Consider the following 13,678-nt stretch of genomic DNA (forward strand, 5'->3'; position numbering starts at 1 on the left):
AGCCGCTGGTTGGTCTGAAGTCTATGGGGGCGGAACCCCGTGGATCGGCAGTCCACGGGCCCCCGGGGGGCCGGCGCCGGCGGTCCCGCGTCGCGGAACCACCGGGCCGGCCAGGGGTTGTGCCGGCGCGTCAGTTGCCGACGGTGAAGCCCTGGTCCTTGCCGTACTTCACCGAGGCGTCCTGCCAGGAGGCCAGGGCGTCGGGCAGCGGCGTGGAGGACACGTAGGCCTTGCCGACGGTGTCGTTGAAGATCGAGTTCGCGTAGACCTGGTAGGGCAGGTAGGACCAGCCGGGCACCACGTTCTTCGCCGAGTCGGCGAAGACCTGGTTCGCCTTCTGACCGCCGAAATAGGGGAACTCGGTGTTCAGGAACGCGTCGGAGTTCAGGTCCGCGGTCGTGGCCGGGAAGGCGCCGCCCTTGATGCGGGCCTGGACACCCGCGTCCTTGTCCGCGTACTTCACGAAGGCGTAGGCGAGGGCCTTGTCCTTGCTCGCCTCCATCACGGCCAGCGAGCTGCCGCCGTTCTCCGCGCTGGCGGTCTGGCCCGCCTGCCACTGCGGCAGCGCGGCGGCGCGCCAGTCACCCGAGGCGGAGGGAACGCCGGAGACGAAGTTGGCGGGCATCCACGCACCGGTGTTGAGGGTCGCGATGGTGCCGTCGGCCAGCCCCTTGTACCACTGGTCGCTCCAGGAACTGATCGGGGCGAGCAGCTTCTCGGAGACGAGCTTCTGCCAGACGGCGGTGAACGCCTTCGTGCCGGCGTCGGTGAAGTTCACCTTCACGTTGGTGCCGTCCACCGTGTACGGGTGGCCGCCGGCCTGCCAGATCAGGCTGGTGACGAAGCCCGCGTCGCCGGTGTCGTTGGTGATGTACGCCTTGGGGTTGGCCTTGTGGAGCGTGCGGGCCGCGGTCAGGTACTCGTCCCAGGTGGTGGGCACCTTGATCTTGTACTTGTCGAGGACCTTCTTGTTGTAGAACATCGCCATCGGCCCGGAGTCCATGGGCAGGGCGTAGACGCCGTTGTTGATGGAGACGGCGTTCCACGGGCCCGGCGAGTACGCCTTGGACAGGTCCTTGGCGCCGTAGGGGCTCAGGTCGGTGACGGACTTGCCCAGTGCGAACTGGCTCAGCGCGTAGTACTCGATCTGCGCCACGTCGGGGGCGCCCGATCCAGCCTGGACGGCGTTCTGCAGCGCGGTGTACTGGTCGTTGCCGGTACCGGCGTTGACGAGCTTCACCTTCACCTTGGGGTACGTGGCCTGGAAGTCGCTGACCACCTTCTTCAGCGTCGGCTCCCACGCCCACACCGTCAGGGTCCCGCCCTTGTTCAGCGCCGCCTCGACGCTGCCGGCGTCCGCGGCCTTGGCCCCGGATCCGGAGTCGTCGGAGGAACCGCAGGCGGTCAGGGACAGGGCCGCCGCGCAGAGCACCGCGACCGCCTGAGCCGTGCGCCGAAGTGGCTTGTTCGTCATCGCATCTCACTTCGTTGTGGTGATGAATTGCGGCGCCGCCCGCGGCGCACCGCATGGGTGTGCCGGGGAGAGGCCTGCAGGGGTGGACACGGCGCCTGCGCGGCGCCGGTGATCATTCCTTGACGCTGCCGGCGGCGAGTCCGGTCTGCCAGAAGCGCTGGAGGAAGAGGAAGGCGGCGATCAGCGGGACGATGGTCAGCAGTGACCCGGTGATCACGAGATTGAAGACGGGTTGCCCACCGGCTGTGGCCGCCTGCGCGTTCCAGGCGTTGAGTCCCAGGGTGAGGGGGTACCAGTCGGGATCCTTGATCATGATCAGCGGCAGGAAGTAGTTGTTCCAGGTCGCGACCACGGTGAAGAGCAGGACGGTGATGATGCCCGGCCCGAGCAGGGGCAGGCTGATCCTGAAGAAGGTGCGGATCTCGCCCGAGCCGTCCACCCGGGCCGCTTCCAGCAGTTCGTCCGGGATCGCCTCGGAGGCGAAGACCCACATCAGGTAGAGGCCGAAGGGCGAGATGAGCGAGGGGACGATGACCGCCCAGGGCGTGTTCGTCAGGCCCATCTTGCTGAACATCAGGAACGTGGGCACGGCCAGCGCGGCACCCGGCACGGCGACCGCGCCGATGACCACGGCGAACACCGCACGCTTGCCGGGGAAGTCGAACTTCGCCAGGCCGTAGCCGCCCAGCACGGCGAGGAAGGTCGCCCCGCCCGCGCCCACCACCACGTACAGCAGGGTGTTCAGCAACCACCGTACGAAGATGTGGTCGTTGTAGGTGAGGGTCTGCTGGATGTTGTCCCACAGGGCGAAGTCGCCGCTGAACCACAGCCCGAAGGAGTCGAGCAGGTTCTTCTGGGTCTTGGTGGCGCTGATCAGCAGCCAGGCCAGCGGGATCAGGGCGTACACCGCGACGAGTGCGGTCAGCACGGTGAGCAGGACGTTGCGCCTGGGCCGGTCGGAGGAGCGTCGCCGGCTCGCGCCGCGCCCCGTCGACGCGGAACCGGAGTGCTGCCGTACGGGCGCGAGGGTGCTGGTGCTGGACTGGGCCATGGTCACGCCTCCTTCCGCATGCCGCGCAGCTGCACGACGTAGGCGACGATCATCGTGACCACTCCCATGACGATCGCGACCGTCGCGGCGTAGTTGTGCTGCTGGCCGGAGAAGGACAGCGAGTAGGTGTAGAGGTTCGGCGTGAAGTACGTCGTGATGGCGTTGGGCGCCAGGGGCTTGAGGATGCTCGGCTCGTTGAACAGCTGGAAGCTGCCGATGACCGAGAAGATCGTCGCGATGACCAGCGCCCCGCGGATCGCGGGGATCTTGATGGCCCTGACGATCCGCATCTGGCTCGCCCCGTCGATCTCGGCGGCCTCGTAGAGGGAGTGCGGGATCACATGCAGCGCCGAGTAGAAGATCAGCATGTTGTAGCCGACGAACTCCCAGGTCACGATGTTGCCGATGCTGGCCAGCACGAGGCTGGGCGAGAGCGGGTTCGGCAGCGAGGCCCCGAAGGTGTCGTTGATGTTGGCGACCAGGCCGAAGCGGTCGCCGTACATGAAGCCCCACATCAGGGTGGCCACGACGGCCGGGACCGCGTAGGGCAGGAAGATCGTGATGCGGAAGAAGTTCCGCCCGTGCAGCCGGCCGCTGTCCAGCGCGAGGGCGACGAACAGGGCGATGCCCAGCATGATCGGCACCTGCACGGCGAGGAACAGGGCGACCCGGCCCAGTCCGGACCAGAACTGGCTGTCCTGGAAGGCCTGCGTGTAGTTGTCCAGACCGACGAACGACGTGCCGCCGATGAGCTGGTCACGGAACAGGCTCAGGTAGATCGAGTAGCCGATCGGCGCGAGGAAGACCAGCGCGAAGAAGATCATGAATGGCGCCACGAAGCCCCATCCCAGCCAGCGTCGGCCCCTGCGCGCCCGGGGAGGCGCCGCCCCGCCGGTACCGGACGGCGGCGATATGGCTGCCATGATCCCATCCCTCACGTCGTCGTGCGGGGCCCCGCAGATGAGCGGAGCCCCGGATGGTTGCGTAAACATCATCGGCCGCTCGGTCGCACGTTTACGCAAACATTTGGATGACGTGATGTTGGCACCGGCTGTCGGAGGCGTCAAGAGGTGTTCGGCGGTTCTTCTCCGGGATGTGATGACGATCCCGTCCGTGCAGGTCGGCGTGGGGCCGGCCGCACGGTCACCGGATGTCCCCCGCCGGCCGGAGCAGTCGGTTCGTCCTCTTGCGACTGCCCCGGCACGACGGCGACATCGTGTCGCGGTGAAAAGACGCCTTAGCGCAGGAGGTCGAGGTCGACGGCGTCGGCCATCGCCTGCATGCCGGCCTCGTTGGGGTGGAGGTGGTCGCCGGAGTCATAGGCCGGGTTGAGGGCGGAGGGATCGGCGGGGTCGGCGAGGGCCCTGTCGAAGTCGACGACACCGTCGAAGGCACCGCCGGTGCGGATCCACTGGTTGGCCGCCCGGCGGATCGACTCGGCGGAGTCGCCGTAGTAGTCGGCTCCCTTGTCGGGGAGCAGGGTGCCGCCGATGATCCGGACGCCCGCGGCGTGGGCCTGGCCGATCAGGGTGCGGTAGCCGTTGATCAGGTCCTGAGCGGTGAGCGGGCCGCCGCCGGGCCCGGCGTTGTTGCCGATGTCGTTGATGCCCTCCATCAGGATCACGTCCCGTACCCCGGCCTGGCCGAGCGCGTCGTGGGCGAAGCGTTTGGTTGCGCTGACGCCCTGCCAGATGTTGGGGACGTCGGTCAGGACGCGGTTGCCGCCGATGCCGGCGTTCACCACGCCCATCGGCCGGGTGCCGGCCAGCCGCCGGGCCAGGTCGTCGGGCCAGCGGTGGTACGCCCCTGCCGGGGTGTTGTAGCCGTCGGTGATGGAGTCGCCGAAGGCGACCACGGTGCCGCGGGCGTCGGGGGAGACGACGTCCAGCCCTGACAGGTAGTACCAGGAAGTGGTGGCCGTGATGTAGTTGCCGTCCGCCGTGTCCGCGGTGTGGTCGCCTGCCGCGGACAGGTAGGTGGTGTCGAACGCGTCGGAGTGCCAGGTGGCGGAACTCGTCGCGTTCGGGAGGTAGATGCTGACCAGGAGGTTGTGATCGGCGGTGACGGCCATGGGCACCGGGTCGCTGACGGCCTCGGATCCGGCGGCGATGGTCACCGAGGTACGGTGGCCGAAGGTGACCCGGTGCCGGGTCCCGGGGACGGCGGTGGCACGGTCCGCCTGGGCGGCCACGCTCGTGGTCCGGACGGTGAGCGGGGTGGTGCCGCGCAGGTTGGACAGGTGGATACGCAGTCCGTGCCCGGTGATGCTGGAGTGGACGACCATCCGGACGGTCCGGTTGTCGAAGTTCGGGCCGCCGACGGTCATGCTCGGCGACCATGCCGACAGCAGCCGGCCGGAGGACGCTCGGCTGCCCGCGACGGGTGCGGCGGGTGCGGCCGGCGCGGCGACCATCAGCGCGGTCACGGCCGCGGCCACCGTCGCCAGCACCGGCATCGTTCTTGCCTTGAGGAGGAACATTGTCTGCCTTTCTTCGGACGACGACCGGTCAGTTCAGGGTGAAGCCGTCGACCAGCAGATAGGCGCCGCTGACCTTGGTGAGTGTGAGCGTGTGCGGGCCGGCGGGCAGGCCCGACACCGTGTACACGCTCTGCTGGGCGTGCCGCTGCGGGCTGTTCGCGCTGACCGTCCCCTTCGAGGCCTCGTCGAGGGTGATGCCGATGTCGCCCTCGTCGGAGTTGGTCTCGGTGAGGAAGCTGATGCCGGTGCCGGTGAAGGAGAGGGTCGCGGTGGCACCGTCCTGCTGGGTGTAGTGCACGCCGTTATCGAGGTCCCCGTCGCCGCGGGACCCGCTGGAGGACCAGCTGCCGGTGTACGCGACCCGCAGGTCGTCGTCGTCGACCGTCGCTCCGGGCAGGGTGCCGGGGCCCGCGGCCTCGATGATCGCCTGCGCCGCCGCCGGCCAGCTGCCGTCGGTCACCACGGTGGCCTGCTGGAACGCGATGTCCGTGCCGCTGTTGTTGTAGGAGGCGGTGTCGCTGTAGTTGTCGTGGATCGCGTTGTCATGGATGCTCGGCGTCCACAGGTTTGTCCAGAGCGACCCGTTGCTGAAGCGCACCACGTTGTCGTGGGTGCTCCACTGCGAGCTGCCCTCGTCGTGGTAGATCATGTTGCAGCCGTCGATGCACTCCGACAGCACGTTCCCGGTGAACTCCGAAGGCGCTGAGAGGCCACCGAGGGTGTAGATCGGACCGCCGTCGAACAGCGCGCCCATCACACTGTGCACATGGTTGCCGATGATGTGCTGTCCGCCGGCATAGGTGGTGCCGTGTGCGCACGGGGTGGGCAGGCCCTGCTTGGCCTGGAGGGTGCAGTCCGAGGCCCAGCCCCAGCCCCAGCCGATGGAGATGCCGGAGTAGGGTGTGTACCCGATGTCGTTGTGCGACAGGGTCGTGCCGCGGCTGTATCCGACCCAGATGCCGACCGCGTCGGCGTACTCCTGGCCGGGGAACTGCACGACGCTCCGGGAGACGGTGTTGCCGCTGGTCATCAGCGCCGGATCGGTCTGGTAGTAGTCGTCGACCTCGCCGATGGCGACGCCGATCCCGGCGGTGTCGGTGATCGTGCTCGCGGTCACCGTGGAGTCCTGGGTCTGGTCGGCCAGGTCGATGCCGCTGGTTCCGGTGTGCGTGACGGTGTCGCCTTCGAAGGTGATCCGCTGCCCGCGGTGCACCTGAGCGGCGGCCGGGATGCGGGCCGGGGAGCGCGTGGTCGGGTCCCAGACGACACCGGCCTGGTTGTCCACGTAGCCCGCGGCGGTGGGGGCGGTCCACGCGGTACCGGTGAAGGTGATGCCCGAGAAGGTGATGTCGTGCACCGGCGTGATCGCGTCCGGGATCACCGTGAACCCGTCCACCAGCAGGTACGACCCGCCGGTCTTGACCACGCGCAGGGTGTGGGTGCCCTTGGGGAGCCCGGTGACCGAGACCATGGCCTGCTGGGCGAGCCGCAGCGGCCCGTTGCCGGAGACCGTGGACACCTTCTTGCCGTCGATGTAGACGTCGGCGCCGCCTTCGTCGTCGTTGGTCTCCGAGAGCATCTGGATCCCGGTGCCGTTGAAGGTGTAGCTCACGGCGTCGCCGTCGGTGGAGGTGTAGTGCACGTCGGCGTTCAGGTCACCGAGGGGCCGGCCGTTCGAGTAGCTCCATGAGCCGGTGTAGACCGCCCGCCAGTCGGTGTCGTTCAGCGGCGCGAGATGGCCGGGAGTGCCCGACACGTCCACCACCTGCGAGCCCACGGGCAGTTCGACGTCGGCCTTGGCCGGATTCTCGCCCGGCCGCGGCACGTAGTACAGGTAGCCGGCGTTCTGGTCGATGTAGAACTGACCTGGGGTGCCGAGGAGTTGGTAGGCGTTCTCCAGCCAGGTGATGCCGTCGAGCGTGGGCAGCCCGGCGCCGTTGAAGGGGAAGCCCGGGTGGGGCACCGAGGTGTGGTTGTTGTTCCAGCACCCGGGATCCACGGTCAGGTCCGAACCGCCCGACGCCGACGCCTTGATGGAGGCGAGCGGGCAGCGCATCTGCTTCCAGCCGCTGTTGCGCACGACCTCGACCCGGGCGGGGTCGGTCCACGTGGTGTAGGACGAGTCGCCAGTGGTGAACCCGGTGGAGGTGGCGGTGAACCCGGACGGGTCGCGGGGGCCGCGGTCGCGTTCGGCCCTCACCCCGTCGACGAACAGTTCGCGGGCCGCCGTGCCCGCGGGCACCTTGGCGCGGTAGATGTTCTTGGCGGCGTCGACCTTGCTGAACCCGGTGACCTTGACGGCGCCGGTGAGCACCGGGGTCTGCCCGGTGGCCGCCCGGTAGACCACCGGGTGGCCGGGCCGTCCGGAGTCCTGGGGCCCGAGTCGGAACGGGCCGGTGAGCCGGTAGGTGCCGCCCTCCAGCTCGACGACGACGTCCCCCGTGGCACCGGGGACCAGCTGCCTGGCCCGGTCCCGGGCGGCGTCCGGCGTGCACGGACTGTGCGCCGTACAGGCGGTCCCGTGCCCGTCCGGTGCGACGTGCAGCACATCGGTGTGCGAAGCGGCCTCGACCGAACCACCGCTCGACACCCCGAAGGCGGCGGCGGTGACGGCCACAAGGCATGCAACAACAGCCCTGCGCATGACAGTTCTCCAGACGGCGGGCGACAGTGAGGGGGGCAGACGTCCCATGAATGTACGGGACAACCCCCCTGCTTCCTAGATCCCGTCCGTCTTTTCCCTGAGGAGATCCGACCTTTCGCTGGCCCGCTCCGGTGAGACCGATCGGGGCTTCGCCGACAACCCGGGCATCATCGGCCAGGCGGCCATCCGTGACGTCATGGGACGGGGGGCAAGGGCCGACGATGCGGGCGATGGCCGTGAACAGCACCGAAGCGCTGTTCGAGGCCGAGCCTGTCCAGCCGACAGTGCTGTTCCAGTCCTGGCCGACCGCACCGGCAAGCGCTGCTTCCCGCAGGACGACCCGCGGCTGATGGCGCGACCGTCGATCCACGGACACACCATCGGGGTGGGCTCCTCGCGGGCGATCGGGTGCCGGCGCGGCAGGTGGCGGAGGAGATCCGGACCTGATGGGTGGTGCCTGCTCGAGAAGCTGGTAGCCAACGGCGTCGACGGCGACGCGCCGTCATGCGCATGAATGTGCTCACCTGGGGCGTCCAGGTCCGGCCGTGGCGGTCGCGCCCAGCGGCGGGCTCGCGCCGACGTACTCCGACGACTACGACCAGAACATGGACAACGACCTGCAACTCCGCGACGCGTAGCCGGCACTCCGTAGCCCGGCCCCAGGGTCGGGGCCGTGCCGCCGGGCGTCCCCACCGGGGGCGTCCGGCGTACGGTGCGGCCGTCGTGACGGAACGTCAGTCCTTCAGAGGCGGTGCGGGCTCCGGCGCGGTGGGCATCCAGACGCGCATGGTGGAAGGGCCGCGGCTCGCCCAGGTGAGGTAGGGCACCAGGCTCAGCTCGGTGGGTTCACCGGCCGGGACCTGAGGGCGGTCGTGCGCGTAGGGCCACCACCCCCGGGTGCGGGTCTTCGTCAGCTCACCGGCGACGACGACCCGGTCGTCCTGCCCGTCGCGCGGTGGTACGGAGGGATTCACGGTGACCGCGTCGACGTCGTGGCCGTCGGGCAGGTCGGGGGACTCGACGCAGTAGACCACGGGGCCGCGCTCCAGGGCGATGGTGCCGCGCACGGCGTCCACCCGCGGGTCGGGATGCACCCAGCGCGGGGCGACGGGGAGTTCGAGGCGGACCTCGTCGCCGGGGCGCAGTACGGCCGGGACCACGGTCATCCCGGACCGCACGGACCGGCGCTGTCCGTCGGGAGTGGCGAGCCACGCCTCGTCCGCCCAGCCGGGCACGCGCAGGGACAGGTTCCACCGGCCCGCGGGCGCCTCGTCGACGATGACGGCGACCGTGCCGTCCGCCGGGTATCCGGTCCGCACGCGCAGCGCGAGGCGTTCCCCGTCGGCCGTGCGGGTGGTGATGTCGGCGTCGGCGTACTGGTGGAGCTGCAGGCCGTCGTCGTCGGCGGTGGCGACGTAGCCGTCGAGTGCGGCCAGCGTGCGCGCCACGTTCGGCAGGCAGCAGGACACGGCGAACCAGGGGGCACGCAGGCCGGACTCGGGGCGGAGGCGGTCGCTGTCGTGCGGGGGTTCGGCCGGGCGGACGCGCTGGTGGAGGGTGTTGGCGTAGAAGAAGGAGCGGCCGTCGTCCGCGGGCGATGCGGCGATGACGTTGTAGAGGGTGCGCTCGGCGAGGTCGGCGTAGCGGGCGTCGCCGGTCGCCAGCAGGAGGCGCCAGCTGAGCATGAGGGAGGCGACGGAGGCGCAGGTCTCGGAGTACGCGCGGTCCGGGGGCAGGACGAAGTCCTCGCCGAACCCTTCGTCGCTGTGGTGGGAGCCCATGCCCCCGGTGAGGTAGGTACGGCGTGCGGTGGCGTGCTCCCATTGCCGGACGACGGCGGCGAGCAGTTCCTCGTCGCCGGTCTCGACGGCCACGTCGACGGCGCCGGACGCCAGGTACAGAGCGCGGACGGCGTGCCCGTGCAGGGTGTGCGCCTGTCGTACGGGGACGTCGTCCTGGAAGTACCCGGGGCCGAACTCGCCCGCCGCCAGGCTGCCGTGGCCCCGGCGGTCGAGGAAGAGGGCGGCCTGGTCGAGGTAGCGGCGTTCGCCGGTGGCACGGTGGAGTTCGGCCAGCGCGGTCTCGATCTCGGGGTGCCCGCACAGACCGGGGTTGGCGCCCCCGGGGCCGAAGACGTGGCAGACGTGGTCGGCGGCGCGGATCGCCGCCTTGGCCAGCGCGCCGTCGCCTCGGGTACGCAGCTGGGCCACACCGGCCTGGATCAGGTGGCCGGCGCAGTAGAGCTCGTGGCCCCATTCGAGGTCGCTGTAGCGCGGTGGCCGGCCGGGGTGCCCGAACGCGGTGTTGAGGTAGCCGTCGGCCTCCTGGGCGCAGACCACGGTGTCGGTGAGTTCGTCGACGGCGGCGTCGAGGGCGCTGCCGGGGGTGCGGGCCGTCTCCCACACCATGGCCTCGAGGAGCTTGTAGACCTCGGAGTCGGAGAACTCCCGTCCCCGGCGGCGTTCGCCGAGGTCGCCGCCGCTCGCGGCGACGCGGAAGTTGTCGATCCAGCCGACGCGTTCCATCCACTGCCGGCAGTGGTCGAGGGTGGCGGCGGCGTTGACCTGCTGGCGTCGGGCCCAGAAGCCGCCGGTGATGCGGACTTCACCGAGGCCGAGAGGACGTCGGCTGCCGTGGGTGGGCAGCACGGGAGCCGGGATCGGCTGTGTCATGGGGTCTCTTTCGGTCGTGGTGCCGGGACGGCGGGGTCAGCCTTTGAGCGCGCCGGACATGAAGCCGCGGATGTAGTGCCGCTGCAGGAGCAGGAAGAGCACGAGGCAGGGCAGGGCCAGGACGACGACCCCCGCCTCGGTGGTCCCGTAGTCGATGGCTCCCATCGACCGCTGCCGCAGGTTGGCGATGGCCAGGGGCAGCGGCGCCTTGGCGCTGTCGGAGATCAGGATCAGGGGGGCGATGAAGTCGTTCCACGCGGCGAGGAAGGCGAACAGCCCCACGGTGACCAGACCGGGCCACACCGCGGGCAGGAGGATGCGGACCAGCGCCTTGGCCGTGCCGCAGCCGTCGACCAGCGCGGACTCCTCGAGTTCGCGCGGTACCGACTCGAAGGAGATCCGCATCATGAAGGTGGCGAACGGCAGCTGATACATCGTCAGTACCAGGCTCAGCCCGAACAGCGAGTTCTGCAGGCCCAGGTCGCCCAGCAGCACGTACAGCGGGATCAGCAGCGTGGCGTAGGGGACCATGAGGATGGCGAGGGTGAGCAGGAACAGGGCGTTCTTGCCGGGGAAGGTGAAGCGCGCGAAGGCGTACCCGCCCATGAGGGAGACCAGCAGGGTGAGCGCCACCGTCAGCAGCGAGACGAGGGTGGAGTTCCACAGGTACTGGACCAGTCCCGCGTCGTAGTGCAGGAGCGAGCGGTAGTTGCCGAGTCCGTGGCCCGACTGCTGCGCGGTGCCGGGCTGCCCGCTGACGGAGGCCCATGCGCTCCAGGCCAGCGGGAACAGGAACAGCGCGGCCAGCCCTCCGACGAGGACGTTGTAGGGGGTGCGGCCGAGGCCGGTGGGTGTCATCGCGTGTCCCTGCCCGTCAGGTGTCCGTGCCGCGCAGTCCGCGGAACTGGGCGGCGTTGAGGATCAGCAGCACGGCCAGCACGACGACGGACAGCGCGGCCGCGGCCCCGAGGTCGAGCCGCTGGAACGCCTCCCGGTAGATCAGGGAGACCACCGTCATGGTGCTGTTGTCGGGTCCGCCCTTGGTGAGGATGAAGAACTGGTCGAAGGCGAGCAGCGAGCCGGTCACCGACAGCAGCAGCGTCAGCGCGAGGGAGGGCCGCAGGAGCGGGAGGGTGATGCTGACGAAGGTCTGCCGGCGTCCGGCGCCGTCCATCCGCGCCGCCTCGTAGACGTCCTGCGGGATGCGCTGGAGCCCGACGAGCAGGATCAGCATGTAGAAGCCGGCGTACTTCCAGACGATGAGGACGACGGTGGACCACAGGGCCGCGGTCGGGGTGCCGAGGAAGGAGACCGGTCCGTCGACGAGGCCGAGCCTTTCCAGGAGCGGGCTGATCGGCCCGACGTTGGGGCTGTACATGCCGAGGAACAGCAGCGACGCGGAGGCCAGCCCGAGTGAGCTGGGCAGGAAGAAGACGGTGCGGAACAGTCCGGTCCCGGGGCGGGTCTCCTGGACCAGGAGGGCGAGCAGGAGGGCGAGTCCGAGCAGCAGGACCGTGACGAGTGCCGTGTAGGTGAGCGTGAAGCGGATGGAGGGCCACAGCAGGTCGTCGGTGGCGGCCTCGGTGAAGTTGTCGGGCGCGTTGAGGCCCCGGTCCCCGGCCAGCAGCGGCCAGTCGCTCAGGGATATCCGGCCGACCAGGATCAGCGGCACCACGAAGAAGACCGCGACGAACAGGGCGGTCGGTGCCGCGTAACCGAGGCCCTGCGCCGGGCGGGTCCGCCACCAGGGCGCGCGGTGGACGGGGCGGTCCTTCCCGGTCCCGGACGGGGACCGGGAAGGCGGCGTGGCTCCGGGCGGCGTGGCTCCGGATCCGCGCGATCGCGCGAGCAGCATGTCGGTCAGTCCTTCAGGGACTCGGTGACGGCCTTGTTGTCCGCGTCGACCTTGGACGGGTCACCGAACACGGCGTCCCGCATGAGGGCCAGCCACGGCCCGTTGGGGTCGTTGAAGGTCTGGCCGAACTTCTGCGAGAAGGGCGTCGTGCCCTTGGCCACCAGGTTGTTGATCAGCACCTGGCGGGGGTCGGCCTTGGCGTACTTGTTCTCCGCCAGATCGGTGCGGGCGACGATGTCCTTGTGGGCGGCGAGCACCTCGACCTGGGCCTCGTCGCCGAGCGACCACGCGAGGAAGTTCCAGGCCTGGCCGGCCTTCTTGCTGTTGGCCGCGATGCCGAGGGAGTCACCGCCGACGAACGTCGACTGCCCGCCGTCCGGGCCGGGGATGGCCGCGACGCCGAAGTCCAGGTCCTTGGGCATCAGGCCGAGGGTCGTCGACGGCATCGGCATCACGCCGATGGTGCCCTTGGGGAACAGGCCGGTCCAGGTCGCGCCGGTCTCCTCGGCGGCGCCGGGGGCGGTGATGCCGTCCTGCGCCCAGCCGCGGTACGTCGCGTAGACCTCCTTCGCCACGGGCGAGTCCAGGGTGGCGGCGGTGCCGTCCTCGTTCATGACCTGTTCCCCGGCGGCCCAGATCGACGGCCACCAGGTGAAGACACCGCAGCCGCCGCAGTTGCCGCCGAAGAAGGTGCCGTTGACGTCACCGCCCAGCTTGTCGACGGCGCGGGCCTGTTCGTCCCACTCCTTCAGCGTCGTCGGCGGCTTCTCCGGGTCCAGCCCCGCCTTCTTGTACAGGGTCTTGTTGTAGAAGAGCACGGAGGAGTCGATGGTGTGGGGCACGGTGTACTTGCGGCCGTCGAGCGTGCCGGCCGCCATGTGCGCGGGCGCCAGGTCCTTGCCGTACGGCAGGGCGTCGATGCGGTCGGTGATGTCGGCGTAGATGCCGCTGGCGGTGTAGTTCGGCACGAACACCACGTCGGAGGCGAGGATGTCGGGCAGGGACTTGGAGCCGGCCGCGGCGCCGACCTTCGCCTGGTAGTCGTCGGTGGGGATGACGGTCAACTGCACCTTGTTCTGGTGGGACGTGTTGTACGCCTTCACCAGGGCCTGGCTCTGCTGCTGGGTGGCGGCGCGGGTCCACATCGTCACGGTGGCGCCGTCGTCGGTGCCCATGACCCCGCCCTTGTCGTCGGTCGAGCCGTTGCCGCCGGAGCCGCAGGCCGCGAGCGCGGTCGTGACGGTGAGCAGCCCCACGGCCGCGGCCAGGACCCGGTGCCGCCTTCGTCCCCGTACGTCGGTGGTCTTCATGTCTCGCTCCTTGCTCGGAGGGACTGGCAATGTCGAGGGGCGGCGCTGACCGCCTAAACTCACCGAAAACGTTTTCCGTAAAGTTAGAAGCGGCGCCCGTGGGCGTCAACCACCCTGCACGCATCGCAGAAAAAGACTTTCGAGTAGCCTTTCTCCACCTGCGGGGCACCGCCCCGCGGGCCCGCGACGGGCA

General features: G+C 69.8%; 9 protein-coding genes. All 9 read right to left on the reverse strand.

Annotated features, from left to right (window positions below):
- Positions 1-130: 130 nt before the first annotated feature.
- The 9 genes from ACFYXS_RS38885 to ACFYXS_RS38925 all read right to left on the reverse strand — a co-directional run bounded on the left by ACFYXS_RS38885 (position 131) and on the right by ACFYXS_RS38925 (position 13,485).
- Positions 131-1,474 (reverse strand): ABC transporter substrate-binding protein, encoded by a 1,344-nt coding sequence (locus tag ACFYXS_RS38885; RefSeq protein ID WP_389256531.1) that lies wholly within the window; start codon positions 1,472-1,474, stop codon positions 131-133.
- A gap of 112 nt (positions 1,475-1,586) precedes the next feature.
- Positions 1,587-2,525: a carbohydrate ABC transporter permease gene (locus ACFYXS_RS38890; RefSeq protein ID WP_389256532.1), complete on the reverse strand. Its 939-nt coding sequence runs from the start codon at positions 2,523-2,525 to the stop codon at positions 1,587-1,589.
- 2 nt (positions 2,526-2,527) lie between these two features.
- On the reverse strand, positions 2,528-3,448 hold the full coding sequence (locus ACFYXS_RS38895; RefSeq protein WP_389256533.1) for a carbohydrate ABC transporter permease: 921 nt from the start codon (positions 3,446-3,448) through the stop codon (positions 2,528-2,530).
- A gap of 314 nt (positions 3,449-3,762) precedes the next feature.
- Positions 3,763-5,004: an SGNH/GDSL hydrolase family protein gene (locus tag ACFYXS_RS38900; protein ID WP_389256534.1), complete on the reverse strand. Its 1,242-nt coding sequence runs from the start codon at positions 5,002-5,004 to the stop codon at positions 3,763-3,765.
- Positions 5,005-5,032: 28 nt separating this feature from the next.
- Positions 5,033-7,648: a hypothetical protein gene (locus ACFYXS_RS38905; protein ID WP_389256535.1), complete on the reverse strand. Its 2,616-nt coding sequence runs from the start codon at positions 7,646-7,648 to the stop codon at positions 5,033-5,035.
- A gap of 734 nt (positions 7,649-8,382) precedes the next feature.
- Positions 8,383-10,320, reverse strand: a complete 1,938-nt coding sequence (locus ACFYXS_RS38910; RefSeq protein WP_389256536.1) for a glycoside hydrolase family 127 protein — start codon at positions 10,318-10,320, stop codon at positions 8,383-8,385.
- A gap of 36 nt (positions 10,321-10,356) precedes the next feature.
- Positions 10,357-11,178 carry a carbohydrate ABC transporter permease gene (locus ACFYXS_RS38915; RefSeq protein WP_389256537.1) on the reverse strand — a complete coding sequence of 274 codons (822 nt, stop codon included), beginning with the start codon at positions 11,176-11,178 and terminating at the stop codon, positions 10,357-10,359.
- A gap of 16 nt (positions 11,179-11,194) precedes the next feature.
- Positions 11,195-12,175, reverse strand: a complete 981-nt coding sequence (locus ACFYXS_RS38920; protein WP_389256538.1) for a carbohydrate ABC transporter permease — start codon at positions 12,173-12,175, stop codon at positions 11,195-11,197.
- Between the two features lie 5 nt (positions 12,176-12,180).
- Positions 12,181-13,485, reverse strand: a complete 1,305-nt coding sequence (locus tag ACFYXS_RS38925; RefSeq protein WP_389256539.1) for an ABC transporter substrate-binding protein — start codon at positions 13,483-13,485, stop codon at positions 12,181-12,183.
- Positions 13,486-13,678: the final 193 nt, after the last annotated feature.

Source organism: Streptomyces sp. NPDC002574 (assembly GCF_042889545.1).
In the GTDB taxonomy this organism is placed as follows: Bacteria; Actinomycetota; Actinomycetes; order Streptomycetales; family Streptomycetaceae; genus Actinacidiphila.

Coding starts and splice junctions, on each gene's coding strand:
- ACFYXS_RS38925 (WP_389256539.1), bottom strand. CDS start 13,485: ATGAAGACCACCGACGTACGGGGACGAAGGCGGCACCGGGTCCTGGCC.
- ACFYXS_RS38885 (WP_389256531.1), bottom strand. CDS start 1,474: ATGACGAACAAGCCACTTCGGCGCACGGCTCAGGCGGTCGCGGTGCTC.
- ACFYXS_RS38920 (WP_389256538.1), bottom strand. CDS start 12,175: ATGCTGCTCGCGCGATCGCGCGGATCCGGAGCCACGCCGCCCGGAGCC.
- ACFYXS_RS38910 (WP_389256536.1), bottom strand. CDS start 10,320: ATGACACAGCCGATCCCGGCTCCCGTGCTGCCCACCCACGGCAGCCGA.
- ACFYXS_RS38905 (WP_389256535.1), bottom strand. CDS start 7,648: ATGCGCAGGGCTGTTGTTGCATGCCTTGTGGCCGTCACCGCCGCCGCC.
- ACFYXS_RS38915 (WP_389256537.1), bottom strand. CDS start 11,178: ATGACACCCACCGGCCTCGGCCGCACCCCCTACAACGTCCTCGTCGGA.
- ACFYXS_RS38890 (WP_389256532.1), bottom strand. CDS start 2,525: ATGGCCCAGTCCAGCACCAGCACCCTCGCGCCCGTACGGCAGCACTCC.
- ACFYXS_RS38895 (WP_389256533.1), bottom strand. CDS start 3,448: ATGGCAGCCATATCGCCGCCGTCCGGTACCGGCGGGGCGGCGCCTCCC.
- ACFYXS_RS38900 (WP_389256534.1), bottom strand. CDS start 5,004: ATGTTCCTCCTCAAGGCAAGAACGATGCCGGTGCTGGCGACGGTGGCC.